This is a genomic window from Methylobacterium brachiatum, assembly GCF_020523825.1.
Classification (GTDB): domain Bacteria; phylum Pseudomonadota; class Alphaproteobacteria; order Rhizobiales; family Beijerinckiaceae; genus Methylobacterium; species Methylobacterium brachiatum.
This window is the reverse complement of the sequence record NZ_JAJALK010000004.1, coordinates 280,080-304,503: the sequence shown is the minus strand read 5'-3', so window position 1 is coordinate 304,503 and position 24,424 is coordinate 280,080. Positions and strand designations below refer to the sequence as shown.

The window sequence follows — 24,424 nt, the reverse complement described above, 5'->3', positions numbered from 1 at the left end:
GTCTGGCGCCCCGCGTTCGGAGCCCCCCCGAGCCGCATGCCCGCCTGCCCATCTCCGCAATCCACGGCCGGGGCTGTCACGCTCCGGCCGGCTCCGCACCTCCGCCGTCCTGCCGCCAAGCCGTCGGCCGGGGTGTTCTTCCGCCTGCGTCTCCCACAGCCCTCCCGCATCTCCGGCCTCCGCCGCCGAGCCGCCTGTCATTCAGCATGGGGCATCCGGCATGCGCATCCAGAACCGCGGGACATCACATCCAGGGAGGCGGCGCTTGAGCCCGACCCTCTATCTCGACGCCGCCGAAACCCTCGCGCGCAACTGCGTGAGGCGGCATGTCGATCGCACGGGCTTGACCTGGGAAGCGGCGCGCGACCGTGTGGCCGAGGCCTTCGGCTGGACACCCGGGACGCTGTACAACTTGCTGCGCGGGCGGCTGAAGAAGCTGGACGGCGACCTGCGCGCCGGCCTGACCCGATACGCGATCGAGGACATCGAGCATGAAATCGCGGCCCTCACCCGCGAGCTGGAGTGCGCTCGCGGCCTGGGCAGGTCGGAAGATCCGGCGCTGGTTCGCAGGGCTTCTCGGCTTCTAGCCCAGGCTCAGGCCCTTCACGCAGCCCTCACCGCCGGGGCGTCGCTGTGACGGCCCGCGTCGAACTCACTGGCGCCGGTCTGGTGCAGCGCGACGCCGCCGGTCGGACCCTGCTGACCGTCACGATGGCCGAGGGGCCAGGTATCGGCGAGGCCACCTTGCTGATCCTCGTCGCCGGCGCACGGTCGATCGAGCTCGCGCTTGATCTCGACGCTCTGCAGCACCTGCGCGAGGTCGCCCATGCCACGCACGCCAACGTCGCCTTCGCGGCGGCCCTCGAAGGCGAGAGCCCCTGCGTACCGCGGCGGGATCCGCTGCCCTCATTCGCGCGCGAGGGCTGCTGACGCGCCACGCCGACGCGGCGGCGGCCGATCGCCGCCTTCGATCCAGCAAGCAGGACCAGACCATGGGAGAGCGGTCATGAGCGCAGCCCAGCACGGCAACCGCCCGAATCCAGACCGCACCAGAGAGTGCGTCACCCGGATCGAAGCTCTGCACCAGAAGAAAGAGCGCGCGCACATGGCCTACATGGCCGAATGCGCCGTGATCGCCGAGGACGTGAAGGCGATCGTCGACGAGGCCAAGGCGGCCTGGGGCATCCCGAAGCGCGCCCTGAAGACGGTGATCAAGGTCCGGGCGGGCGAGCGCAAGCTTGCGAAACTGCGCGAGGACCTGGAGGCCGACGACCAGGAATCGTTCGACCAGATCCGCCACGCGCTCGGCGACTTGGCAGATACCCCGCTCGGCCGGGCGGTGACCGGCGAGACCTTCGACAGCGACATCCGCAGGACCGACCAGAAGGACAGGGAAGCCTTCCGGCTGGAATTCGAGGGCAAGGATGGCGACAAGCGGGACGGCAAGGGACGGCGGAAGCGCGCGGGCGACGATGCGCTGAACGCGGCGGTGAGCACCGACGGGGCGGCCGACAACGGCGCCGCGCAACTCGCCACCGGCCTCCGACCGCTCAAGGCGGTCCATTAGGCCCGGGACCGTGTCCTACTCCGGCCTGATCATCGCGCTCGACGTGTCGAAGCGCTGCACCGGCATCGCCGAGGCCCGGCCGGGCGAGGTGCCGCGGTTCGCGCACGTCGCCTTCGGCAAGGCCGACGACGACTTCTTCGACGCGGACGCCCGTGCCGTGGGCTGGATCGCGGATCGGCTCTACCTCGAGCCCGACCTGAGCCAGGTCCGCCTCGTGATCGAGGCACCGCTCCAGCGCGATTCCACGGGCGGGAGCAACGTCGGCACGATCCTTCAGGCCTACGCCCTGTGCAAGGTGATCGGCGGCTTCGCCCGCCGCCGCGGCGTCATGGCGATCACCGGCAATGTGACGACGGTGCGCAAGGCGTTCCTCGGCCGAGGCAACCTGGGCAGCGAGGAGGCCAAGCGCCGGGCCAAGGCGACGTGCGAGGCGCTCGGTTGGGCGCCGCCCAATCTCGACTGCGCCGATGCCGGCGCCCTGCTGTGGTGGGCCTGCGAGAAATGGGCGCCCGGCGTGATGCCCTCGGTCGACCCGCTGTCTACCGGGGCTCGCGCGGCATGAGCCCGTTCGCCGACCTTCCGCACCGGCATTACCGCGCCATCGCGATCGATCCTCCCTGGACGTTCTCGGGCGGCGTGAAGGGCAGACCGCAGCATTACCGGCGGATGTCGGACCACGAGATCGCAGCCCTCCCGGTCGCGGACCTCGCACACCCGGACGGCTGCTTCCTGTTCCTATGGCACACATCGCCGAAGGCCTACCGGCCGCCGGGTTCCCGCACACGCCTAGCCCCGGACGAGATCGGACGGGCCTGGGGCTTCCGGCACTCCGGACGCGCCTTCGTTTGGGTGAAGACCGAGCGCGGCGATCAGCAGCCGATGTTCGTCCATCCCGAGAAGCTCTTCATGGGAACGGGCTTCACGACCCGGAAGAATGCGGAAGACTGTCTTCTCTTCCGGCGGGGTTCACCGCAGCGCCTCGCGCGCGACGTCCACGAGGTAATTCTGGAATCGGCGCGGGAGCATAGCCGGAAGCCCGACACATTCTACCGCCGCGTCGAGCGGTTCTGCGCCGGCCCGTATCTCGAGATCTTCGGTCGCGAATCCCGCCCCGGCTGGACGGTCTGGGGCAACGAGGCGACGAAGTTCGATCCGCCCGCGCCCACGGCGCCCATCCTCATGGCCGCGGAGTAGGCGCATGAGCTGGGTCATCGTCCCCGACGGGCGCATCCTCTGCCGCGGATCCCGCGAAGCCTGCCTCTGCGCCGGCGAGCGCGTCGGCGCGATCGCCTGCGCCTTCCACGCCGACGGCACCGAGCTCGCGCCGAGCATCGAGCGCACCGCCGTGCTGCTGCCCGAGCGGATGCTGCCCGCCCGCCTGCGGAGACGTGCGGCATGAGCGGTCGCGAGGTCGTCCAGCTGTCGAGCGCGCTGCAGCGGAGGCTGAGCAGCGGTCACGCCGAGCCGCGCGCGATCCCGCACAGCATCGATGCGGAGCAGGCGCTGCTCGGCGCCATCCTGGTGAACAACGACGCCTACTACCGGGTGTCGGACTTCCTCCTGGCCGAGCACTTCACGGAGGAGGCCCACCAGAAGATCTTCTCGGTGGCGGCGTCCCTGATCCGAGCCGGCACGGTCGCCACCCCGATCACGATGAAGACCTATCTGGGCGACGCCGATTTCGGCGGCCAGACGGTGACGCAGTATCTCGCCCGGCTGGCGGCCGACGCCACCACGGTCATCAATGCCGGGGCCTACGGCCGGACGATTCACGATCTCGCCCTGCGCCGCCGACTGATCGCCGTGGGCGAGGACCTGGCCGAGCGTGCCTGCCAGGCCTCCCTCGACGACGCGCCGGCCGCGCTGATCGAGCGGACCGAGGAAGCGCTGCTCGATCTGCGCGCTGCCGTCCCCGCCAGCCATCTCGACGGCCGCTCAGCCGCGGAGGGCGGCGCCTGGATGCTGGAGCGCGTGCGCGGCCTGCGCGATGGCTTAATCGCCACGACCGCGATCCCGTCCGGCCTCGTCGAGCTCGACCGGGCTACGAACGGGGGGTTCCAACGCGGGGAGCTGTGGATCCTGGCCGGGCGCCCCGGCATGGGGAAGACGGTCGCGATGACCACGCTGTCCCGCCAGGCCGCACGCGAAGCCGGGGTGCTCGTCTTCCAGGCCGAGGTGACCCCCGAGCAGCAATGGGCTCGCTACCTCGCCGACCTCGCCTATCGCCCCGGCCACCCGTTGCCGTTCGGCCGGATCATGGCCGGGCGCGACCTCGACGACGAGGAGATCTGGCGGCTGGAGGAGGCGGAGAAGCGGTTCGCCCGGCTACACCTCCACGTCGAATACCATTCGCCCGTGTCGATGGCGCAGATCGCGTTCGGGGTGAAGGCCCAGAAGCGCAAGCTCGCCCGGATCGGCGTCCGCCTCGGCGTCGTGTTCATCGATTATCTCAAGTTCATCAGCGCCTCCGACCGCTACCAGGGCCAGCGCGTCCTGGAGATCGGCGAGATTTCCGGGGGCCTGAAGCAGCTCGCCAAGGCCGAGGATATCTGCGTGGTGCTGCTCGCCCAGCTCAACCGCGAGGTGGACAAGGAGGCCCGGCTCGACCGCCGTCCCGGCAAGGAAGACCTGCGGGATTCCGGTGAGCTTGAGCAGGACGCCGACGCGGTGCTGCTGGTCTATCGCGAGGCCGTCTATCTCGAGCGGAAGTTCAAGGCGACCAACGATCCCGAGACGGGCGCACGGCTGATCGACAAGCAGAACAGCCTGGAACTCATCCTCGGCAAGAACCGCGCGGGCCCGACGCCGACGCTGCACCTGTGGTGCGACATGGCCCATTCCGCCATCGCCCAGACGACGAGAGGGGGCTTCTGATGGCCCGAATCCGCACGATCAAACCGGAATTTTGGACCTCCGAGCAGGTCATGGAATGCTCGCCGATGGCGCGCCTGCTGTTCATCGGGCTGTGGAATTTCTGCGATGACGCCGGCCGGATGGCGGTGTCGCCCAAGCGGATCAAGGCTCAGATCCTGCCATCGGACGACATCACGGCGTCGGACGTTCTCGGAATGCTCCAAGAATTGTCAGCGAACGGCCTGATCCGGTTCTATGCGATTGACGGGAAAGAGTTTTTGGCTGTCACGGGCTGGCATCACCAGCGCATCGACAAGCCGCAGAAGCCGCTGACCCCCGATCCGCCGGACCCGCATTCGCCGAACGATCCCGGAACGTTCGACGTAGGAAGGGAAAAGGAAAAGGAAGGGAGAGGAGAATCCTTCGGCGGCGGCGGCTCACCCCCGCGTGCGCCCGCGCGCGAGGCGCCGACCCGGCACAAGGCCGCGCCCGTCGCGGAAACAGCCCGGCCCGATGGATCCGTCGCCGCCGCGCCGCCGCCGTGGAACAGCCGGGAAAACTTCGACCGGATCGAGCGCCGCTGCCGCGAGGCCCTGCCCCGGGACTGGGTCCAGGACCCGGTCGTCGGCCCGATGGCCCGGCTGGTGGCGGATGGGCTCGACCTTGAGGCCGAGATCGTCCCGGCGCTGCTCGACCTCGCCGCGAGCCGCCGGACGCCGATCCGGACATGGTCGCTGCTGGCCAACACCGTCGCCGAGCGCGTCGCGGCCCAGCGCCAGGTCCGCACCGCGCAGGGTCTCGCCGCGGTCCCGGCGTCCCGCCCCGATCCGGATGATCTCGTCGACCTCGGCGTCAGCGGGCGCCATCCCGAGGCGTTCCTGCGGTCGGTGATCGATAGGTTCCGGCGCGATCCCGGCACCTGGATCGAGGGCGTGTTCGGACCGCCGCCGGGCCAGCCCGGATGCCGGATCCCGCCCCGCCTGCTGCTGGAGGCTGCGTGATGGACCGCCCCGCATCGCAGGCCGGCACCTACCGGATCGCCGAGCTCGTCGAGGGCCAATGCCGGTTCGCCTGCACTCCGCACACCGCCCGGCCCGACGCGCACCGGTTCTGCGGCGCGCCCGTGGCCTGGAAAGCCGGCAAGCCGACCGCGTGGTGCCCGGAGCACCTTGCCTGGGTCTACGAGGCGTCAGGGCGAGCTTCAGTCGATTCCGCCGTGGCGGACGGGGCGGCAGCGCAGGTGGTGCTGCCGCACGCGCCGCCGACCCGACCGAGCCGCGATTCGCTGACCCTCGTCGTCGAGGTCGACCGATGAGCCGGAAGCGCGGCAACGACCCGCAAATGCGGCTGGAGGCGCGCCGCATCATCAATCCTGCCCGGGTGTGGTTCGTCCTGCAGGTGGTGACGGCAAGCGAGGAGCGCTGCGAGGAAACCCTGCGTGCCGAGCAGGTCGACGTGTGGGTGCCTCGATTTAGCGCGGTGACCGTGCGCCGAGGGCGCAAGGTCGAGGGCCGGCACCCGTTCTTCCCGGGCTACCTGTTCGCCGGCCTGGACCAGGAGGTCCATGCCCGGCGCTGGACCGCCACGCTGCACGATACCCCGCAGGTGATCGACATTCTCGGCGTCGAGGGACCGCTGGAGATGCCCGCGGATTGGCTCCAGGCGCTGGCTGACCGGGTCACCGGCAATACCCGCACCGAGAAGCTCTCGGCCGCCGCGCTCTTCCGGATCGAGGAGATGCGCCCCGTCATCCACGGGCCGTTCGTGGGCTTCATGGCCACGGTGCGCGAGATCCTGGCCACCGGGCGGATCAAGGCCGACGTGGCGATCTTCGGCCGGGAGACGCCAGTGGAGTTTGACCCGGCCTGGCTCGGCGCGGCGTGACGATCGGCGCCGCGCCGGGAGCAAGTTGCACACAGCCTACCGGGAGACGGATTGTCTCCTCCGGTGCTGCAACGCTTGACCCGCGGCCGGTCCGAAAATCTATTCGGCGGCGGATGACCGGAACGTGAGCTGCACTCCAGCGAGGGTGCGCCTGCCGGCCCGGGTGACGCGACAGGTGCTCACCGCGGTGGGGGCTCGTGCCGAAACGCTACTGAAATTTGCTTTTCCCTCGAAGTGTTTGATCGAATCGGTGTTCGCGCACTGCCGCGATGCATGACAAGGGTTTCTTGTCCTTATGAAAAGCTGGCCGGCAGACCGAGTTGAGCGCAGGTCGGTTTCGACACTCGTACCTTACGCTCGCAACGCCCGGACACACTCCGACGAGCAGATTGATCAAATCGCCGCGTCAATCGGGGAGTGGGGATGGACTGTCCCCGTGCTGGTCGATGAGGAGAGCGGCATCATATCCGGGCACGGTCGGGTACTTGCGGCGGTCAAGCTCGGGATCTCGGACGTGCCCGTCATGGTCGCCCGGGGCTGGAACGAGGCGCAGCGCCGAGCCTACGTCATCGCCGACAATCAGCTGGCGGCCAACGCCGACTGGGATCGAGATTTGCTGCGCGGCGAATTCGGCGCGCTCCAAGAGCTCGACTTTGATCTCGCGCTGACGGGCTTCTCGGTCGAGACGATCGCCGATGTGCTGGCCGAGCGCAAAGCAGGACTGATCGATCCAGACGACGTACCTGAGGCGCCCGCAAAAGCGGTTTCCCAGCGTGGAGACCTTTGGAATCTCGGTCGTCATCGGGTCCTGTGCGGCGACAGCACGTCTCCGGAGGATGTCACACGAGTGCTCGCTGGCGTGAAGCCGCTCCTGATGGTGACGGACCCGCCATATGGCGTGGAATACGACGCGGACTGGCGCAACAAGCGGATGCGGGCAGACGGCTCGACCATAGCTGGGCGAGCTGTCGGACGTGTGCTTAACGATGACAACGCAGATTGGCGTCAGGCCTGGGCTCTATTCCCAGGTGATGTTGCATATGTTTGGCATGCAAGTCTGTTTTCGCCGCTCGTCGCAGAGAGTTTGACCGCCAGCGATTTTCAGCTGCGCTCCAGCATCATCTGGGCGAAGGGGCGCTTCGCAATCGGGCGCGGGGACTACCACTGGCAGCACGAGCCGTGTTGGTATGCAGTTCGTAGGGGTAAGAAGGGGCATTGGGCAGGCGACCGGAAGCAGACCACGCTGTGGGAGATCAGCCATAGCAAATCTGAGACGGGACACAGCACGCAAAAGCCCGTCGAATGCATGAAGCGTCCGATCGAAAACAACTCCTCGCCGGGGCAGGCCGTTTACGAGCCCTTCTGCGGCTCCGGTACCACGGTCATAGCTGCCGAAATGACTGGCCGGGCCTGCCACGCTATCGAACTCAATCCCGCCTACGTCGATGTTGCCGTGCTCCGCTGGCAGGCCTTTACAGGCCAAGAAGCAACTCTCGCTGGGACGGATGAAACGTTCGCACGCGTCGAGGCACGCGTGAGAGGCCGACGAAATGACTGACGATCCGAAGGATCCCGGTGGCCGGCCATCGCATGTGCCGACAGACAAAAGTCGGCGCGAGGTTGAGGCTTTGTCCGGCTACGGCATTCCGGAGCATGAGATTGCCCGCGTAGTCGGCATCAGTAAGCCTACGCTGCTGAAGCATTACCGCGATGAGCTCGATCAGGGCATTACGAAAGCCAACGCTAAGGTCGCCGAGAGCCTGTTCAGGAAGGCGATCGGCGACGGCCCGCAAGCCATCACGGCTGCGATATTCTGGGCGAAGACCCGCATGCGATGGAAAGAGCCGCCGCAATCGCATGAGATAGCCGGGGCCAACGGCGGTCCGATCCAGCACGTCGACTTATCCAAGGCGACGGATGAGCAACTTGCCGCGCTTGAACCCATCCTCGCTGCGCTTGCCGCCGGCGACACTCCTGGAACAGGTTCGGGCTGAGCGGTGTCGCCGGGCTAGCGAAGTTGAGAGCGCTCGGATCGCAGAGGATGCCGAGCGCATCCGCGCCCGCTGCGCCACGCTGGCGGGCTTCGTGCGTGAGGCGTGGCACGTCCTGGAGCCGAACCAGCCCTACGTGCACGGCTGGCACATCGACGCGGTCTGCGCCCATCTCGAGGCGATCACTCACGGGCGTTTCCTGGCGCTAGGCCTGGAGAACCGGCTGCTGATCAACATCCCGCCGGGCACGATGAAGTCGCTCATCGTCTCGGTGTTCTGGCCGGCCTGGGAGTGGGGCCCGTGCGGGCTCGCGGGCCTGCGGTACCTGACCACCTCGTACAAGGAGGACTTCGTCAAGCGCGACGCGCGGCGCATGCGCGACCTGGTGTCGAGCGAATGGTATCGGGCACTCTGGCCTGAGATCGTGCTGTCCCGCTCCGGCGAGATCTCGTTCGCCAACACTGCGACCGGCTCGCGCGAGGGCATGCCGTTCACCTCGCTGACCGCGGGGCGCGGCGACCGGGTGATCATCGACGATCCGCATTCGACCGAGACCGCCGAGAGCGAGCCGGAGCGCGAGCGGACCCTGCGCGTCTTCCGGGAATCGGTCACGACCCGGCTCAACGACCCGGCCCGCTCGGCCATCGTGGTGATCATGCAGCGCCTGCACGAGCGCGACGTGTCGGGCCAGATCCTCCGGCTGGGCCTCGGCTACGTCCACCTGATGCTGCCGATGGAGTTCGAAGCCGAGCGCGCCTGCCGGACGCCGATCTTCGCCGATCCGCGCACGGTGGACGGCGAACTGCTGTTCCCCGAGCGGTTTCCCCGGGCCGTGGTGGAGCGGGACAAAATCCCGCTCGGGGCCTACGCCGTGGCGGGGCAGTTCCAGCAGCGGCCGGCCCCACGAGCGGGCGGCCTGTTCGACCGGGCGGATTTCGGGATCGTCGACGCCCTGCCCCCGATCGAGAAGTGGGTGCGCGGCTGGGATTTCGCCGGCACGAAGAAGCGCCCGGGGGCCGATCCTGACTGGACCGTCGGCGTGAAGATGGGCCGCGGCGCGGACAAGCGATTCTACATCGCCGACGTGGTCCGCGTGCGCGAGACCCCGGGCAAGGTCCGGCAGCGGCTGATCAACACCGCGAACCAGGACGGCGCCGCGGTCGGCATCCGCATCCCGAAGGACGCGGGACAGGCCGGCATCGCGCAGGCGGAGGATTACGTCACGGCGCTCGCCGGCTTCATCGTCAGCGCGGTGGCCCCGACCGGATCGAAGGAGGTGCGCGCCAAGCCGCTCGCCAGCCAGGTCGAGGTCGGCAACGTGGTCTTGCTCCGCGGCCCCTGGAACGACACCTTTCTCGATGAGGTCGGCATGTTCCCGGCCGGCAGCCACGACGATCAGGTGGACGCGGCCGCCGACGCGTTCAACGAGCTGGCCGGCGTGCTGCCGGGCGAGGGGCTGATCGAGTTCTACCGCCGGCAGATCGCAGTGAGCCCGGCTCCAGAAGGGCCGCGCCACGGGTGGTCCATGCCGAGCGGCGGCTTCGCACGCTTCACGATCGAGCTGTTGGCGCCTGCTGGCACGGGAATGGTGATCGGTCAGTCGGGTGCGAGCTACACGCCTGATACTTGCGGACGCATCGCGGTCCTCGAGGGCGACGCTGCACCGCTCCTTGCAGCCGGCTTCAGTAAAGCGCCGAAAACAGCCTAAGCTGTAAGCTGCAAGATTGCCATCTGCGGTCGAAATCCACTTTACGCGGCCTGCGCTGTTTGTTGATCGCGCGATGTAAACTGCCGCTGCTGTTGATTTTTGGACTTTGTATTATACATGGCGTGGTCTGCAGCAGTCAAAATGGATTCCCCGGGTGTAGTATGGGCGTCCGAATGGGCTATGCCAATCGACACGCCAACCTCAGCCGGTCCATTGCAGGTCGCAATCGGTCTGGTGATTGTTTCGACCAATCGTTTGGCGAGGATAGCCACCGCTGCCGGTTGGGAGTTGGTTGCGGCGAGGATCGCGAATTCATCGCCACCTAGTCTGCATGCGACATCGCCCGCGCCGATGCCAAGTCGGAGGCGGTGTGCGACTTCGATCAAAACATCATCGCCAGCTGTGTGGCCAAGCCGATCATTGACAGCTTTGAATCTGTCGAGATCGAGGTAGAGCACGGCAAAGTCCTGGCCCGCGGCTTCTTTCCGATGACACGCGGACGCTAGATGTCGATGAAAGCTCGCACGATTCGGCAGGCTCGTGAGACCGTCATGACTCGCTTGAAACGACGCTTCTCGTAGGGCAACGAGGCGATCGACCACGAGCTTATGTAGATACAGCGTTGCCTCCGCCATAACGGCTACGAATGCGATCAGGAACACTCCTGCCGCGAAAATCGGAGGCTCCGAATGCAACAACGCGCCTGCAATCGTGGGACCCAGCAATAGCAGACTGGTAGCGATCGGGACCCACGGAACGACGGAGAGGCGAGCACAGGCTCCGCCGCAGAATGACACGACAAAGCCCAAGGCGAGAAGCGCCGCTGCGGTATCGCCATTTGTGAAAGCGTTGAAGCTGAGAGCGCCAAGAAGCGCGGCTTGGCCAATCAGTCCGCCGGCCTGCAGGCGCTGCCACCAAAGCGCTGATTTGATTGTCGTGATCGGTGTATCAACACGGCGATACACGATGAGGATGGCCACGCGGTAGACACCGATCAGCGCAAGCAGCACCGCTAGATCCAGGTCGAGCACCGCTTCGGAACGATACGCGAGAACGGCGGCACCAAGTGACGATGTCAGGCTGATGCTTGCGGCCTGCGGTAGGCTGCTAAGAAAGCTTTTTGCGAGATCTACCCGAATCTCATCTGGGAGAGGAGTAAGCCGCTCGGAGATCCAACGTTTCATCGGCCCCTCTACAGCCTGACCGCCCCGATATATAGCCTAGAGATCTATCCGCTGTGTTAAGATGCTGACCTGTGGTTGTCTGTTTCTACGTGGGCAGCGACGAGCTATCGCACGCCATGCATCCCTCCTGGGCCTGGAGGCGTCCGGTTTCGAACCCTCAGCGGATTAGCGCGGAGCGACCGCAACGGATCGCAAGCAGACGGATCCGATCCTGAGCTTCTGATTCCAAGCATCTTCATGTTGGCCAAGCCCATCCTCGTGCTTGCGCTGAAGGGCAACCACGTTGGCTTCTCCCTCGCGCGGCGGCGTAGCGGGCATCGCGCTCACGCCGCTGTCCTATACCCTGACCTATGGCAGCGCGGGCTACGGCTCGACGGCAGGCCGGGCTTCGGGCTGGTTCGGCCCCTCGGTGCCGATGCGCCCGTCCGCGCCGCCCGAGGTCGCCGGGCGTCGGTTCGACTATCCGACGGGCTACAATCTCAACACCACCGCGCGCGCCTATGAGCCGGTCTCGTTTGCGCAGCTGCGCCGCCTCGCCGATGGCTACGACCTGCTGCGGCTCGTGATCGAGACGCGGAAGGATCAGGCCGCCCGGATGAAATGGGCGATCAAGCCGCGCGACGCCGGCAAGTCGGCGGCTGCGAAAGTCGCGGCGGTCACGGCCTTCCTGGCTAGGCCGGATGGTATCCATCCCTGGACCGATTGGCTGCGCATGGGGCTGGAGGACGTGCTCGTCCTCGACGCGTGGTCGAACTTCAAGCAGCGCTCGCGAGCGGGCGACCTCCTGGCCCTGGAGCCAATCGACGGCGCAACCATCAAGCCGATCCTCGCCGAGGACGGCCGGGTGCCGCTGCCATGGGTCCAGGGCGGCGAGACTGTCTGGCCCGAGGCCTACCAGCAGATCCTCAAAGGCCTGCCCGCGGTGAACTACACCGCCCGCGAGCTGCTCTACCGCCCGCGCAACCTGCGCACCGACCGGGTCTACGGTTTCTCGCCGGTCGAGCAGGTGATGACCACGGTCAACATCGCCCTGCGCCGGCAGGTGATGACGCTGGAGTATTTCACGAGCGGCAGCGTGCCGGACGCGCTGATCGGCGTGCCGGAGACCTGGGGCCCGGACCAGATCGCGACCTACCAGACCTACTGGGACTCGCTGTTCACCGATAATCTGGCCGCGCGCCGGCGCGCCCGGTTCGTGCCCGGTAAGGTCGCGCTCCACCAGACCAGCGAGCCCCAGCTCAAGGGCGAGTTCGACGAGTGGCTGTCCCGGGTGGTGTGCTTCGCCTTCTCGATCTCGCCCCAGGCGCTGATCAAGCAGATGAACCGCGCCTCGGCCGACACGCAGAAGGAGATCGCCGAGGAGGAAGGGCTCGCCCCGCTGCTCGATTGGATCAAGGTCGTCCTCGACGACGTGATCGCCGACGACCTCGCCGCGCCCGAGCTGGAATTCGCGTGGCAGGAAGACGAGCAGATCGACGAGGCGAAGCAGTCGGAGCGCCTGCGCGGGCTGACCGCGGGTGGCCTGATGCGGCTGAACGAGGGCCGCAGGATCCTCGGCCTCGATCCCGATCCGAGCCCGGCCGCCGACACCCTGATGGTGCTGACCGGCGCGGGGCTCGTACCGATCGACGCCAACACCCTGGAGGGCAAGAAGGCGGCGCTCGACGCGTTCGGGCCGCCGCCCGGGGCGAACGGCTTCGGCAACTCGGGTCAGGAGGCCGAGGATCGAAGTGACGATCCATCGGACGCAGTCACCAAGTTGCTCGCCAAGTTCGACGAAGCCCAGCCGCGGGACGCATCCGGCCGCTGGACCGATGGAAGAGGCGGCGGAGCGAGCGAGGCCGCGGAGCGCGCCGAGTTCAAGCGGACTGTCCTGCGCACCGCGATCGGCGGGGCGGTGATCGCCGGCGGCGCGATCGTCACCGCGGCATCCGGCGGCACGGTTCCGGCCGCGGTCGCGGCGGCGGTCTGGATCGCGGAGAATTACCTGCTGACCGATGCGCTGGTCTCGGCCGGGCGCCACATCGGCGCGCATCTCGGCTACGACGACGCCGAGGTCGCGCGGATGCTCGATCATCTCACCGGCACGCTCGGGTTCGGCAAGGCGGCCGGGAACGTCGCCGCGGGCGAGCGGGCCCGCACGCGTCTCGTGAGCGTGGCGGACGCCGTGCTCGACACGATGATCGATGCGGTGCGCGACGGCGATCTCGACGTGGACCGCCGGACCGCCATCGTGGCGGCCCTGGAGGAGCTGCGCGCCCGCCTGTCGTCCCTGATCGCCCATCTGCCGGCCCCGGCCCACAAGGCCACCGGCGTGGATCTCGCCAAGCGCCGGACGGGGAGGCCGGCCGACCCCATCCCTTTCGACCGACCGGCCACGCGCCGGGCCATACGGAGGATCACGGATCGGCTCGGAACGGCGCTGGCGGCTACCCGCTCTGACGTGGTCGCCGGCCTGCGCGGCCTCGCCAAGCTCACCAAGGCCGGACCGGATCACGACGATTCCGAATCCCTGCGCCGCGCGCTCGACGCCTATCTCGACAATCTCGACTTCGCGGACCTGCGCGCGGTCGCTCCGGTGGTCGCCGACGAATTGGAAAGCGTCGCCGCCGATGCGGGCCGCCGCGCCCTCGTGCAACTCGGTGCGGCCGACCGCGATGCGCTGGTGAACCAGGTGAACGCCCGGGCGGTCTCGGCGGCCCGCGCCCGGGCTGCCGAGATGGTTGGGATGCGCTTCGATGCCGACGGGGCGCTCGTGCCGTCGGCGAACGCGGATAGGACCATCACCGAGGCGACCCGGCTGCGCCTGCGCGAGACCATCGCCTCAGGGCTGGAGCGCAACATCGGACTCGACGCGATCGCGGATGAGATCGAGGCGGATTACGCCTTCTCGGAAGACCGCGCCGCGCGCATTGCCGAATACGAGGTCGCCAGCGCCAACGGCGCGGCCTCGGTCGAGGGGTATCGCGGCGCGGCAGAGGCCGGCGTCTCTGTGCGCAAGGCGTGGTGGGCCGAGGAAGGCTGCTGCGCGGTCTGCCAAGCCAACGCGGATGCCGGTGCGATCGATCTCGACGAGGACTTCCCGAGCGGGGACGAGGCGTCCCCTGCACACCCTTCGTGCCGGTGCGTGGTGGTGCCGGTCGTCGAGGACGACGATCTGGTCGGCAAGGCGTTCGACCCGTCGAAGCACCCGCGGGATCCGGAGACGGGCCAGTTCGCGGGGGCGGGTGGTTCGGGGCGTGCGGCCAAGCGGCTCGCTGTGCGGGCGCTGGCCGACCGGGCGCATCAGGACGTGCTCGATCTCGGGCGCGTCCACGGCGACCGGTTCTCAACCCATGCCGGGCGGGACGTGGATGGCTGGCGGCACGGCGTCATCGCCGAGTTCATCCGGCATATCAACCGCCGGCACGGTGCTGGTAGCGGGGATCCCAACCCGATCGCTCCGGCCGACTATGTGAACCTGCCTCGCATCCTTCGGAATGGTCGGGTCCGGCAAGGCCACGCGACCCGGGCTCAGCAGTTGAGCACGGTGATCGTCAGGCACACGATAGGCGCGCAGACCTACGATGCGGTGTTGGCAGTCCGAAAGCGAAGCGAATCGCTGACGCTGCACACGTTCTACAAGGTCGGGGGCAAAAGTGGCGCAGCCCGCTGACGCCGCGTGCCCGATCTCGCGATCGCCCTTGGGCTAAACGTCCGAAACGGTCGACGGGTCTGCACCTGCGCAAACGCTACCACCGCGCCATTCCCGCTTCAACAGCGCACCTGTCCAGCGCGAGGTCCCGGATGGCCGAACCTGCATGCGACACGGTCCGCCGCCGCCTCGGCAAGGCCTTCGACGAAGCGGACCATCCCCGCGATGCCGGCGGCCGCTGGACGGCGGGCGATCATGCCCTCGACCACGCCGCGAACCTCCCGCCCCACGACGCGCGCAAGGCCGAAGCCATCGACGTGCGGCTGGACCAGCACCTCGGCGGCATCCACGACGCCCGCAAGCGGGTCGCCCAGCACGTCATCGCGCTGAAGGAGGTCCACAAGGATCTCACGGCGAGCCACAAGGGCGCGCAGAAGGCCCTCGCCGATCTAAACGACCTGCTGGAGAAGCACGGCTACGAACAGATCGCAGAGGAAGAGGTCGATGACATCGACGAGGCCGCCGGCCTCAGGGCGCGTCTGTCGGACATGTTCAGCGAGACCCGAAGCTATCTGACGCCGAGCAAGTTGCAGGACCACGAGGCCACCGGCGCGAACACGCATGGCGGAACCACGGATCCGATCGCCGCCCTCGAAGCCGCGTTGCGCGCGCATTCCGACACGTAGCCTTCCCCGCCCAGCCCCGATCGCCAAGGCGCGTTACCGCCGCCCGCTGGAGCCCCTCATGCCCGAGCTGTCCCTCTTCTTGCCGCTGACGAAGGTCGATGCGGTCAATCGGCTGGTCTACGGCGTGGCCACCGCCGAGGCTCCGGACCGGTCCGGCGAAGTCTGCGATTACGCCTCGACCAAGCCGTTCTACGAGAAGTGGTCGGGCGGGATCGCAAAGGCCACCGACGGTCGCTCGCTCGGCAATCTCCGGGCGATGCACGGCAAGGTCGCGGCCGGCAAGGTCACGCAGATCGCCTTCAACGACGACGCCCGCCAGATCGAGATCTGCGCGAAGGTGGTCGACGACGCCGAATGGCGGAAGGTCGAGGAGGGCGTCTACACCGGGTTCTCGCAAGGGGGCGCCTACGCCAAGCGGTGGAAGGGCGAGGACGGCCTGATGCGCTACACGGCCGACCCGAGCGAGGTCAGCCTGGTGGACCTGCCCTGCCTGCCCTCGGCGACGTTCCAGGTGCTGAAGGCCGACGGCGCGGCGGAGACGCGGCCCTTCGCGGATTCGGTCCGGATCGCGCCGCCGCCCGAGCCGACCAACGCGGCCGTGCTCGCCAAGGCCGAGGATCTCGCCGCGGCGGCCGGCCGGCCCGATGAGGTCGGCGACTTCGTAGCGCCTGCCAGGGAAGCTTTGGTGAAGGCGTCCGAGGCGGCGGCCCTCGCCCAGGCCCTTTCCGCGCCCGAGCCGCCGTCGGCCCCCTCCCCCGCCGAGGGAGCGCCTGTGACCGACGGCGAGGTCGCGCAGGTCTGGAAGGCGAAGGACGGGGCGACCTTCGCGAAGAAGGCGGACGCGCTCGCCCACAACACCCGCGTCGAGGCGGAGGCCTCCGCCAAGGCGGCGGCCGGCCCGGTGCTCGATGCACTCTCCGATCTCGGCAAGCGGCTCGGCGCAGGGGATGGTGATGCGGCTCCGGCCCCGGATCGGCCGCGCAAGCGCTCCCGTGCCGAGGTCGAGAAGACTGCCGGCGGATCGGTCGCCGGGGCGGATCTCGCGAAGGATCTCTACGGGGTGTCGCGGCTGGCCGTCCTGCTGTGCGAGATCAAGAGCATGGTCGGCTCGGCGGTGTTCGACGTGGTCTACGCCGACGGCGACGCGGCGCTGCCCCGGCAGATGAAGGCCTGGGCGCTTCAGGGCGTGACCCTCCTCCAGACCATGGTCGCGGCCGAGATGGCGGACCTGATGGACGACGCACCGACCGACGAGGCGATGGCGCTGGCCGCCGGGCCGCTGTCCGACGCCGCCTACGATGCGCTCGTGAAGGCGATCCCCGCCGACGACCCAGGCGGGCGGGCGCTCGCCAAGGTCGGGGCGCGTAACAGCCAAGCGGATCGGGAGCGGATCCAGCGCATGCACGACGATGCCTGCGGCCTCGGGGCCACCTGCGGCGGCGAGGCGAGGAAGGCCGCCGGCGGCGACCTCATCAAGGGCGGCGACGCGATCGAGGCGGTGCGGGCCGAGCTCGCCAAGATGACCGGCCAGCGCGACGCGCTCCAGAAGACGCTCACCGACGAGGTGCTTCCACAGATCGCCGCGCTCGCCAAGATGGTGGGCGATCAGCCGGTGCCGCGCCACCTCGTCGGCCGCGCCGTCACAAAGGGTACTGAGGGTGCCTCGGGTACGATCGAGGCGCCATCGGCAGATGCGATCCGCGACCATCTCGCCAAGCTGAGCGCGGAAGAACGTGCGGACTTGTTGATCAAGGTCTCGCATCAGAACCCGCAGCAGCTGGCGCTTGCACGCTGAAGCGAACAGATCAGCGGTTTAGTCGCTGTCGGTGGCGACCGCTTGCGACCCCACTCAGACGTTGCGATGTCCGCTTCCGGCCTGTGGGACGCAGACGATCAAACCTCGATAGAGTTCATCGTTGGTCGGGGCGCTGCGCAGCAGTAGCGAGCGGTCGCCCTACAGCATCGTCGGTTGCGGCTGCACCGGCGCCGGTCCAATGTCAGCCGCGAGCCGTGCGTGATCCGCATCTACATCGCCAACCCGAGAGACTACGTCTTGTCCGGCTCGGTCGAGGGAGCAGCAAAGGCACCAATGCCGTTGCCCAGATCTACTCCTCTGTGAGGTGGTACTCCGCTCGGCAATACGGGAGCGGTTGAGGGCTCCACCCGAACCTGTGCGACGCCGGAATATGAAAAATAGACTCCTGTAAGATAGCCCGACTGGTGAGCGATCAGATAGGCGAATACGATCACTAGCTGGAAGAGCTCAAAGCCGATAAATACCGAGAACATCAACGTCGAGCAGAAAAATATGACGAGCGTCGACATCACGACCGCTAGGGCGTTGTAGCGCCACCCGAGCGCAAACCCAGCAATAAATAACAAGGCTGCGATTACCATTGCGGCGCCTAAAAAAATAAAAGGACAAATTTAGCGTTCGATTTGACCGAGTTCTGAATTGAAGATGCCAAAAAGGGGAAGATTTAGTACTTAGATCGCTTTTTGGTTGTACCATATGCGGCATGCAACTTTGAATGTAAAGTATGTTTGGGACGAAATCGATCCATCGCATGCGACGAATTCGACATTTTTCTTCCCATCTCACGACGCTTTTATCTGGATTATAGAACGTCATCCAACGACGTTTGGGGCAGGAAAAGTCCCACGCTGGTGAAGCTCGCGGGCCGAAGGTCTGTCACGCCGAAAGGGATGATCCTTCCGACGTTTCTGCATTTTCCCATAGCCTTGGTCGTGAGTGGGAGAAGACACGAGGTCCGCTTCCATGCATTGCCGCCCCAGAGTGAACCGGCGGAAATCCACCTCGAGCGGACCGCGTGAATAGGCACCGCCCGCCTTACTCAGACCGCTAGCTGCGCCGCACAACCACCGATCTCCACACGCCGCCGATCCGGGGAAGGATCGCGCGCGTCGCCTCGCCGGCCCATAGGGCCCTCTCCCCCCTCTACGTCCGATGCCGAACGCCCCGGGAACGGGTCAGCGTTGGCGCGGCCGTGCATCCGCACAGGATCACGACCCATGACCCAGCACGTCGATGTCCTCGCCCTCCTCAAGGAGGCGCAGTCCAAGCCGCTCACCGACCCGATTCTGGCGCATCTCGGGATCGATCTGCAGAAGTCGACCTTCACGCAGGGTACCTCGCCCACCTCCGGCCTGACCTTCTACGACCTGGAGCTCGGCGCGAAGTCGCTCTACCCGGTGCTCACCCCGCTGCGGAACATGATCCCGCGCGTCTCGGGCAAGGGCGGCATCCAGGCCGCGTGGCGGGCGATCACCGGCATCAACGTGTCGGGCATGCGCATCGGTGTGTCCGGCGGCAACCGCGGTGGCGTGCAGGTCGTCGCCACCGCGGACTACACCGCCAGCTACAAGGGCATCGGCATCGAATCCAACGTCGAGTTCGAGGCGCAGTATGCGGCGCAGGGCTTCGACGACGTCCGCGCCATCGCCGCCCGCACCGGCCTGCAGAGCCTGATGCTCGGCGAGGAGGCGATGCTGCTCGGCGGCAACACCTCGCTGGCGCTGGGCACCACGCCGACCCCGACCCTCTCGGGCTCGGCGACCGGCGGCACGCTCGCCGAGCAGACCTGGTCGGTGATCGCCGTGGCGCTGGCGCTCGACGGCGTGATCAACGGCTCCGTCGCGGGCGGGATCCAGTCGACCATCACCCGCACCAACGCGGACGGCTCGACCGACGTGTTCGGCGGTGGCGCGGCGGCGCGTTCGGCCGCCGCCACCGTCGCGACCAAGGGCGCCACCGGTTCGATCGCCGCCTCGGTCGCGCCCGTGCCCGGCGCGCTTGGCTACGCGTGGTTCTGGGGCGCGGCCGGCGCGGAGGTGCTGGGCGCCATCACCACGATCAACTCGGTGCTGATTACGGCCGCGGCCTCGGGGACGCAGGCCGCCGCCTCCCTCGGAGCGGTGGACCGCTCGACCTCGGCCCTGTCCTTCGACGGGTTACTGACCCAGGCGTTCAAGGCCGGCTCCGGCGCCTACGTCTACACCATGGCGCCCGGCACCGCCGGGATCGGCACGCCGCTCACCGCAGACGGCGCGGGCGGCATCGTCGAGATCGACGCGGTGCTGAAGTACATGTGGGATGTCTACCGGCTCTCGCCCGACACGATCTGGGTGAACAGCCAGGAGGCGCTGAACATCTCCCGCAAGATCCTCGCCGGCAATGCGGCCTCGGCCTACAAGTTCGAGATCTCGGTGACCCGGGATCAGCTCGGCGGCGGCTTCATGGCCCGCACCTACCTGAACCGCTTCTCGATGGCCGGCGGCTCGACCCTCGACATCAAGGTGCATCCGAACCTGCCGGCCGGCACGATCCTGTTCACCACCGGCACCCTGCCCTACCCGATCAACAACATTACAAACGTGTTCCAGGTCCGGGCGCGGCAGGATTACTACCAGATCGAGTGGCCGCTGCGGTCGCGCAAGTACGAGTACGGCGTCTACGCCGACGAGGTGCTGCAGCACTACTTCCCGCCGTCGATGGCGGTGATCACCAACATCGCCAACGGGTGAGCGCGACCGGCGCGGCCATGGCCGTGCCGTCCATGCCCGTGTGCATATTTCGAGCCGGGAAAGGTAAAATCCATGGCCGAGCCCCTCGCCCGTCTGTTCCCGCCCGGCGACGGGCGCCCGCACACCACGGTGGCCAACGGCCGCCCCTATACCGGGATGGCCGGCGGCGTGCTCGACGCGCCGGTGTTCGACGCGGACCTGCTCCAGGCCAACGGCTGGATCCGGGTCGGGGCGCATGCCCTGTCCGGCCCGACCGCGGCGCGCCCGGCCGCGCCGATCGTCGATCAGCTGTTCTTCGACACCACCCTGACCCTGCCCGTCGTCTGGGACGTGCTGGCCAAGGTCTGGCGCAACGTCTGGACCGGCGCCCCGGCCTGACGCCCTCCCCCGTAGCAGGAACCCCGAAATGATCAGGATGCGCGCCCCCGAGGGGCTGACCGGATTCTCGCACCAGGGCCACGCGATCGAAGTGGGCGCGGACGGCGCCGTCCTCGTCGATCCGCGGCACCGCCTCGACCTGGAGGCGCATGGCTTCTCGCCGTGGGATGCGCCTGCCGCGGCGAGTACCGCGGTCTCGGTGGCCCTCGGGCCGCTCGACGCCGACCGCGCCCGGCTGGTCGCCCTCTTCACCGAGACCGTCGCGGCGATGCCGGACGACGAGGTCGCCCGGATGATCGCCGACGCGGATCAGCGCCGGCGCCTGGAGCAGGAGGAGGCCGAGCGGATCGACCCCGCGCAGGTCACGGTCGAGGCGATCGAGCTGATGAAGCGCCATGAGCTGTTCGCCTTCCTGAGGAAGCGCGGAATCCGGGTCGTGCCGCCGGTCGACAACGAGACGCTGCGCGCCAACGCCCGGGCCGCGCTCGCCCCGGCCAGCTGATCCGTGGCCGGCCCGAGCCCCTACGATCTCGTGCGGCTCGCCGATCTCGGCGTGAGCGAGGATCCCGACGGCGCGACGCAGCGCCTGATCACCGCGATCAGCCGCACGATCCTGACCGCCCTGAACCGCCCTACGATCCTGCCGCAGAGCTACACCGAGACGCGCACCGTCGGAGGTCGCAGCCTTCTGCTCGCGAACTGGCCGGTCACCGCCATCGACCGGGTAGCGATCGGCTCCGTCACCCTGCCGCCGGCCACCGGATCCGGATCGGGCTACGCGATCCAGCCGGCCGACGACGCCCCGCCCGGGCGCCCGCAGCTTCTGACGCTCCCGGTGCGGCCGGGATGGACTTCAGTCGAGGTCTCCTACACGGCCGGTTACCAGGTCTCTGCAGAGCCCCTGCTCATCCCACCTGGCGCGCCCTGTGCCGTGTATCCAGTCGAGCCCTACGGCGCCTGGGCGAGCGATCTCGGCGTTGTCTACTGCACCGGCGACGCGCTCACACGGGTCGAGCGTGGCCCCGGGCGGGGGCAGTACGCCGTCGACGACGATACCGGTGGCTACTTCTTCTCGAAGGAGGACGGCGGGGCGACGGTGGCGATCACCTACGGCTACGTCCCGGCCGATCTCGCCAACGCCGCGCTCGACTGGATCCGGGACCGCATGGCCTATGCCGAGCGCGTCGGGATGCAGTCGAAGTCGCTCGGCGGCCAGGAGACGGTGTCGTACCGGATCACGGCGCTGCCCGACTTCGTGTCGGCCGCGCTGCAGCCCTACCGCTCGGTGGTGCCCCCGTGCTGACCGACATCCAGGTCGAGGAGACCCGCGTGGTCGCGCGGTTCGATCGGATGCCCGACGCCGTCCGCGGCGAGATGGTCAAGGTCGTCCAGGTCGAGCGGCTCGTGCTCGAGGCCCTGGTCAAGCGCAAGCTGTCGGGCGAGGTCCTCAACGTCGTCACGGGCCGCCTGCGCCGCTCGATCTTCTCCGATGTCGAGGCGCACGGCGACGCCGTGACCGGCGCCGTGAGCCAGTCGGGCGACGTTCCCTACGGCGCCCGGCACGAGTTCGGCTTCACTGGCGCGGAGACGGTCGCGGCCCACGTGCGCACGATCACGCAGGCCTTCGGGCACGCCATCGCCCCGCGCGCGGTGGCGGTGCACAGCTTCACTCGCACCGCCAATACCCCGGAGCGCTCGTTCCTGCGTTCCTCGCTGGCCGATCGCGCCGACACCATCGTGGCGGCACTGAAGGGCGCAGTCGCGCGGGGGATATCGGGGTGAGCGCCCCGCTCGACCCCCGCAACGCGGCGGTGGCCGCGCTCCAGCAGGTCGTGGCCCAGGCCTATGCCTGGAAATCGCCGCCGAGCCGGCGGCTCCGGCTCTTCGCCGACGTGCCGGCCGCCCGTCGCCCGGCCGTGTTCCTCCACGAGGGCGGCGACGAGACCTACGCGTGGTCCTCCGGCGCGGTCGCGCGGCGGACGATCGAGGTCAAGATCTTCGTCTACATCGACGCGAAGGATCACCGCACGATCGGCGCGGCCCAGCTCAACGACATCATGGACGCGCTCGACCGGGCCCTGGCGCCCTCCGGAGCCGACCGGGCGCTCGGCCGCAACACCCTGGCGGGCACGCAATACATGGCCCGCATCACCGGCCGGCCCGTGAAGGTGCCCGGCGACCTCGACGGCGACGGGCTCCTGATCGTGCCCGTGTCGATCGAGCTCCCCTGACACGAGGAGACCATCATGGGGTTCGGAGACGACGCGAGCGCCGGCGAGGCGTCCGCGAGCGATCGCGTGTCCGCGGGCGGATCCACCGCCGATCATTCGCCGCAGGGTATCCCGGCGGCCGAGGCCGTGCCTGTGCGCGGGGCGACGCTCGCCGCCCGGATCGACAACCTGCACGCCGATATGCTCGGCGGCACCGCGCTCGGCAATCACACCGCGCTGTGGAACCTCGTCCACGCCTTTAAGGAGCGCGTGAAGGCGCTCGTGGCCGAGATTGAGCGCGCCGCGTCCTGACACGGCCGCCGCTCGCCAAACCCTGACAGGAGAGCAGCATGTATTCCTTCGGCTCCGGGGTCCTGATCGGCACCCGCACGGACATCGCCAACGCGACGCCGGTGAATTTCGGGCTCGTGCAGGAAGTCACCATCGACGAGACCGCCACGATCAAGGAACTCTACGGCCAGCAGCAGCACCCGCTGGCCATCGCGCGCGGCACGATCAAGACCACCGGCAAGGCGAAGGTCGCCCGGATCTCGGGGCTCGCCATCGCCTCGCTGTTCTACGGCGTCGCACTGGTGCCCGGGCAGGTGATGACCGCGTTCGGCGAGGCCGGAACGATCCCAGCCGACAAGCCCTATGCGGTGACCACCGCCAACGCCGCGACGGCGGTCGACGATCTCGGCGTCCTCAACGCGCTGACAGGCCTGCCCTTCACCCGGGTCGCCACCGCGCCGGCTCCGGGCCAGTACAGCGTGGCGAACGGGGTCTACACCTTCGCCGCCGACGACAAGGGCAAGTCGCTGCTGATAAACTACACCTACGTGTTGGCCGGCGCGGGCCAGCGCTTCACCGTTACCAATCAGCTGCTCGGCACGACGCCGACCTTCTCGGCGCAGTTCTACACGACGTTCCAGGGCAACGCGGTGAACGTGAAGTTCAACAACTGCACGTCGTCCAAGCTCGGCTTCGGTACGAAGCTCGAGGATTTCGTCATGCCGGAATTCGACTTCAGCGTGTTCGCGGACGCGGCCGGCAACGTCGCGACCTGGTCGTTCGGGGATGTCGGATGAGCGCAGATCCGCGGCCGCAGCCGGCCATCCTCACTCTCGGCGGGAAGTCCTGGACCGTCCGTCCGCTGACCCTGCGCCAGGTCGAGGTCCTGGAGCCGCTCGTGGCGCGCGGCTCGGGGGAGAGTCCGTTCGCCTACGGGCTCGCGGTGGTGAGCGCAGCGCTGGTCCGCGACCACGAAGCGGACATCGCCGGCTTGCGCGATCTCGAGGCCACGAGCGCCGATCTCGCCGAGGCGACGCGTGCGGTGCTGATCCTCGCCGGTTACCTGCCGGGGGCCGACCCGGGGGAAGCGCGGGCGGCGCAGGGCGCCGCCTCGATCTCGACGCCGTCTACGGACGGATCTGCACCGTCACTGGATGGTCCCTCGACACCGTCGGAGATCTGACGCTCTGGGACGTGCGGCGGCTCTACCGCTACTGGTCCGCCCATCCCCCGGTCCACGAACTGGTCGCCGCGTTCCTGGGCGTGAAGGCGCCTGCCGAGCCGCCGACGCTCGCCGCGGCGGCCGACGACCCGAGCGGTATCGGCGCTATGATCCTGCGGTTCCCAGACGGGCAGGTGAAGGCGCATTAGGGCTAGAGCTCGATCATCTCTATCCTCGTTTCTTCCCCGACGCCTCTGGTCCGGGCTGATACCTTAATCAGCCCGGTGCAAAGCCAGCCGGTCAGTTCACTTCAGTCGGAGCCGGCTAAGCG

General features: G+C 68.1%; 28 protein-coding genes. 26 read left to right on the top strand and 2 right to left on the bottom strand.

Features of this window, described 5'->3' with window-relative positions:
- Positions 1 to 265: 265 nt before the first annotated feature.
- The 13 genes from LGR69_RS11485 to terL all read left to right on the top strand — a co-directional run bounded on the left by LGR69_RS11485 (position 266) and on the right by terL (position 10,003).
- Complete coding sequence (locus tag LGR69_RS11485) at positions 266 to 637, top strand: hypothetical protein (protein ID WP_230366115.1); 372 nt, start codon at positions 266 to 268, stop codon at positions 635 to 637.
- Complete coding sequence (locus LGR69_RS11480) at positions 634 to 930, top strand: hypothetical protein (protein ID WP_230366114.1); 297 nt, start codon at positions 634 to 636, stop codon at positions 928 to 930. Before LGR69_RS11485 ends, LGR69_RS11480 begins: the two co-directional genes overlap by 4 nt.
- Positions 931 to 1,006: 76 nt before the next feature.
- Positions 1,007 to 1,567 (top strand): hypothetical protein, encoded by a 561-nt coding sequence (locus LGR69_RS11475; protein WP_230366113.1) that lies wholly within the window; start codon positions 1,007 to 1,009, stop codon positions 1,565 to 1,567.
- A 10-nt stretch (positions 1,568 to 1,577) separates the two neighbouring features.
- Positions 1,578 to 2,129: a hypothetical protein gene (locus LGR69_RS11470; protein WP_230366112.1), complete on the top strand. Its 552-nt coding sequence runs from the start codon at positions 1,578 to 1,580 to the stop codon at positions 2,127 to 2,129.
- Positions 2,126 to 2,761, top strand: coding sequence for an MT-A70 family methyltransferase (locus LGR69_RS11465; protein ID WP_230366111.1), 636 nt, complete (start codon positions 2,126 to 2,128; stop codon positions 2,759 to 2,761). Before LGR69_RS11470 ends, LGR69_RS11465 begins: the two co-directional genes overlap by 4 nt.
- Positions 2,762 to 2,765: 4 nt before the next feature.
- Complete coding sequence (locus LGR69_RS11460; RefSeq protein ID WP_230366110.1) at positions 2,766 to 2,966, top strand: hypothetical protein; 201 nt, start codon at positions 2,766 to 2,768, stop codon at positions 2,964 to 2,966.
- Entirely contained in the window at positions 2,963 to 4,441 is a 1,479-nt protein-coding gene (locus LGR69_RS11455; RefSeq protein ID WP_230366109.1) for a DnaB-like helicase C-terminal domain-containing protein, read from the top strand. Before LGR69_RS11460 ends, LGR69_RS11455 begins: the two co-directional genes overlap by 4 nt.
- Entirely contained in the window at positions 4,441 to 5,421 is a 981-nt protein-coding gene (locus LGR69_RS11450) for a hypothetical protein (RefSeq protein ID WP_230366108.1), read from the top strand. The genes LGR69_RS11455 and LGR69_RS11450 overlap by 1 nt, the downstream gene beginning before the upstream one ends.
- Positions 5,421 to 5,735 carry a hypothetical protein gene (locus LGR69_RS11445; RefSeq protein WP_230366107.1) on the top strand — a complete coding sequence of 105 codons (315 nt, stop codon included), beginning with the start codon at positions 5,421 to 5,423 and terminating at the stop codon, positions 5,733 to 5,735. The genes LGR69_RS11450 and LGR69_RS11445 overlap by 1 nt, the downstream gene beginning before the upstream one ends.
- Positions 5,732 to 6,304: a transcription termination/antitermination protein NusG gene (nusG, locus tag LGR69_RS11440; protein ID WP_230366106.1), complete on the top strand. Its 573-nt coding sequence runs from the start codon at positions 5,732 to 5,734 to the stop codon at positions 6,302 to 6,304. The genes LGR69_RS11445 and nusG overlap by 4 nt, the downstream gene beginning before the upstream one ends.
- Positions 6,305 to 6,740: 436 nt before the next feature.
- Positions 6,741 to 7,862: a DNA methyltransferase gene (locus LGR69_RS11435; RefSeq protein ID WP_442412710.1), complete on the top strand. Its 1,122-nt coding sequence runs from the start codon at positions 6,741 to 6,743 to the stop codon at positions 7,860 to 7,862.
- Positions 7,855 to 8,298: a hypothetical protein gene (locus tag LGR69_RS11430; RefSeq protein WP_230366104.1), complete on the top strand. Its 444-nt coding sequence runs from the start codon at positions 7,855 to 7,857 to the stop codon at positions 8,296 to 8,298. Before LGR69_RS11435 ends, LGR69_RS11430 begins: the two co-directional genes overlap by 8 nt.
- 91 nt (positions 8,299 to 8,389) lie before the next feature.
- Positions 8,390 to 10,003: a phage terminase large subunit gene (gene terL / locus LGR69_RS11425; RefSeq protein WP_307354645.1), complete on the top strand. Its 1,614-nt coding sequence runs from the start codon at positions 8,390 to 8,392 to the stop codon at positions 10,001 to 10,003.
- Positions 10,004 to 10,044: 41 nt separating this feature from the next.
- On the opposite strand, the gene LGR69_RS11420 is transcribed toward terL, so the two are convergent.
- Positions 10,045 to 11,187 (bottom strand): GGDEF domain-containing protein, encoded by a 1,143-nt coding sequence (locus LGR69_RS11420; protein ID WP_230366103.1) that lies wholly within the window; start codon positions 11,185 to 11,187, stop codon positions 10,045 to 10,047.
- Positions 11,188 to 11,470: 283 nt separating this feature from the next.
- Here LGR69_RS11420 and LGR69_RS11415 point away from each other — a divergent pair, with 283 nt between their 5' ends.
- The 3 genes from LGR69_RS11415 (at position 11,471) to LGR69_RS11405 (ending at position 17,302) form a co-directional block, all read left to right on the top strand.
- The gene (locus LGR69_RS11415) at positions 11,471 to 14,842 is read left to right on the top strand and encodes a phage portal protein (RefSeq protein ID WP_230366102.1); all 3,372 of its coding nucleotides are present in this window, start codon (positions 11,471 to 11,473) and stop codon (positions 14,840 to 14,842) included.
- Positions 14,843 to 14,973: 131 nt separating this feature from the next.
- Entirely contained in the window at positions 14,974 to 15,507 is a 534-nt protein-coding gene (locus LGR69_RS11410) for a hypothetical protein (RefSeq protein WP_230366101.1), read from the top strand.
- Positions 15,508 to 15,565: 58 nt separating this feature from the next.
- A complete protein-coding gene (locus tag LGR69_RS11405; RefSeq protein WP_230366100.1) occupies positions 15,566 to 17,302 on the top strand; it encodes a hypothetical protein in 1,737 nt (578 codons plus the stop codon).
- A gap of 251 nt (positions 17,303 to 17,553) precedes the next feature.
- On the opposite strand, the gene LGR69_RS11400 is transcribed toward LGR69_RS11405, so the two are convergent.
- Complete coding sequence (locus LGR69_RS11400) at positions 17,554 to 17,904, bottom strand: hypothetical protein (protein WP_230366099.1); 351 nt, start codon at positions 17,902 to 17,904, stop codon at positions 17,554 to 17,556.
- Between the two features lie 636 nt (positions 17,905 to 18,540).
- Here LGR69_RS11400 and LGR69_RS11395 point away from each other — a divergent pair.
- From LGR69_RS11395 to LGR69_RS11350, 10 genes are all read left to right on the top strand, one after another.
- The gene (locus tag LGR69_RS11395) at positions 18,541 to 20,052 is read left to right on the top strand and encodes a hypothetical protein (RefSeq protein ID WP_230366098.1); all 1,512 of its coding nucleotides are present in this window, start codon (positions 18,541 to 18,543) and stop codon (positions 20,050 to 20,052) included.
- A 72-nt stretch (positions 20,053 to 20,124) separates the two neighbouring features.
- On the top strand, positions 20,125 to 20,430 hold the full coding sequence (locus LGR69_RS11390) for a hypothetical protein (RefSeq protein WP_230366097.1): 306 nt from the start codon (positions 20,125 to 20,127) through the stop codon (positions 20,428 to 20,430).
- A gap of 28 nt (positions 20,431 to 20,458) precedes the next feature.
- Positions 20,459 to 20,932 (top strand): hypothetical protein, encoded by a 474-nt coding sequence (locus LGR69_RS11385; protein WP_230366096.1) that lies wholly within the window; start codon positions 20,459 to 20,461, stop codon positions 20,930 to 20,932.
- A 3-nt stretch (positions 20,933 to 20,935) separates the two neighbouring features.
- Complete coding sequence (locus LGR69_RS11380) at positions 20,936 to 21,733, top strand: hypothetical protein (RefSeq protein ID WP_230366095.1); 798 nt, start codon at positions 20,936 to 20,938, stop codon at positions 21,731 to 21,733.
- The gene (locus tag LGR69_RS11375; protein ID WP_230366094.1) at positions 21,727 to 22,212 is read left to right on the top strand and encodes a phage virion morphogenesis protein; all 486 of its coding nucleotides are present in this window, start codon (positions 21,727 to 21,729) and stop codon (positions 22,210 to 22,212) included. The genes LGR69_RS11380 and LGR69_RS11375 overlap by 7 nt, the downstream gene beginning before the upstream one ends.
- On the top strand, positions 22,209 to 22,661 hold the full coding sequence (locus LGR69_RS11370; protein WP_230366093.1) for a hypothetical protein: 453 nt from the start codon (positions 22,209 to 22,211) through the stop codon (positions 22,659 to 22,661). The genes LGR69_RS11375 and LGR69_RS11370 overlap by 4 nt, the downstream gene beginning before the upstream one ends.
- Positions 22,662 to 22,676: 15 nt before the next feature.
- Positions 22,677 to 22,952: a hypothetical protein gene (locus LGR69_RS11365; protein ID WP_230366092.1), complete on the top strand. Its 276-nt coding sequence runs from the start codon at positions 22,677 to 22,679 to the stop codon at positions 22,950 to 22,952.
- A gap of 38 nt (positions 22,953 to 22,990) precedes the next feature.
- Complete coding sequence (locus tag LGR69_RS11360) at positions 22,991 to 23,728, top strand: hypothetical protein (RefSeq protein ID WP_230366091.1); 738 nt, start codon at positions 22,991 to 22,993, stop codon at positions 23,726 to 23,728.
- Positions 23,725 to 24,114: a hypothetical protein gene (locus tag LGR69_RS11355; protein ID WP_230366090.1), complete on the top strand. Its 390-nt coding sequence runs from the start codon at positions 23,725 to 23,727 to the stop codon at positions 24,112 to 24,114. The genes LGR69_RS11360 and LGR69_RS11355 overlap by 4 nt, the downstream gene beginning before the upstream one ends.
- Before the next feature lie 11 nt (positions 24,115 to 24,125).
- A complete protein-coding gene (locus tag LGR69_RS11350) occupies positions 24,126 to 24,302 on the top strand; it encodes a hypothetical protein (protein WP_230366089.1) in 177 nt (58 codons plus the stop codon).
- The last annotated feature ends 122 nt before the right edge of the window (positions 24,303 to 24,424 follow it).

Coding starts and splice junctions, on each gene's coding strand:
- LGR69_RS11475 (WP_230366113.1), top strand. CDS start 1,007: ATGAGCGCAGCCCAGCACGGCAACCGCCCGAATCCAGACCGCACCAGA.
- LGR69_RS11465 (WP_230366111.1), top strand. CDS start 2,126: ATGAGCCCGTTCGCCGACCTTCCGCACCGGCATTACCGCGCCATCGCG.
- LGR69_RS11460 (WP_230366110.1), top strand. CDS start 2,766: ATGAGCTGGGTCATCGTCCCCGACGGGCGCATCCTCTGCCGCGGATCC.
- LGR69_RS11455 (WP_230366109.1), top strand. CDS start 2,963: ATGAGCGGTCGCGAGGTCGTCCAGCTGTCGAGCGCGCTGCAGCGGAGG.
- LGR69_RS11450 (WP_230366108.1), top strand. CDS start 4,441: ATGGCCCGAATCCGCACGATCAAACCGGAATTTTGGACCTCCGAGCAG.
- LGR69_RS11445 (WP_230366107.1), top strand. CDS start 5,421: ATGGACCGCCCCGCATCGCAGGCCGGCACCTACCGGATCGCCGAGCTC.
- nusG (WP_230366106.1), top strand. CDS start 5,732: ATGAGCCGGAAGCGCGGCAACGACCCGCAAATGCGGCTGGAGGCGCGC.
- LGR69_RS11430 (WP_230366104.1), top strand. CDS start 7,855: ATGACTGACGATCCGAAGGATCCCGGTGGCCGGCCATCGCATGTGCCG.
- LGR69_RS11420 (WP_230366103.1), bottom strand. CDS start 11,187: ATGAAACGTTGGATCTCCGAGCGGCTTACTCCTCTCCCAGATGAGATT.
- LGR69_RS11410 (WP_230366101.1), top strand. CDS start 14,974: ATGGCCGAACCTGCATGCGACACGGTCCGCCGCCGCCTCGGCAAGGCC.
- LGR69_RS11405 (WP_230366100.1), top strand. CDS start 15,566: ATGCCCGAGCTGTCCCTCTTCTTGCCGCTGACGAAGGTCGATGCGGTC.
- LGR69_RS11400 (WP_230366099.1), bottom strand. CDS start 17,904: ATGGTAATCGCAGCCTTGTTATTTATTGCTGGGTTTGCGCTCGGGTGG.
- LGR69_RS11395 (WP_230366098.1), top strand. CDS start 18,541: ATGACCCAGCACGTCGATGTCCTCGCCCTCCTCAAGGAGGCGCAGTCC.
- LGR69_RS11390 (WP_230366097.1), top strand. CDS start 20,125: ATGGCCGAGCCCCTCGCCCGTCTGTTCCCGCCCGGCGACGGGCGCCCG.
- LGR69_RS11385 (WP_230366096.1), top strand. CDS start 20,459: ATGATCAGGATGCGCGCCCCCGAGGGGCTGACCGGATTCTCGCACCAG.
- LGR69_RS11365 (WP_230366092.1), top strand. CDS start 22,677: ATGGGGTTCGGAGACGACGCGAGCGCCGGCGAGGCGTCCGCGAGCGAT.
- LGR69_RS11360 (WP_230366091.1), top strand. CDS start 22,991: ATGTATTCCTTCGGCTCCGGGGTCCTGATCGGCACCCGCACGGACATC.
- LGR69_RS11355 (WP_230366090.1), top strand. CDS start 23,725: ATGAGCGCAGATCCGCGGCCGCAGCCGGCCATCCTCACTCTCGGCGGG.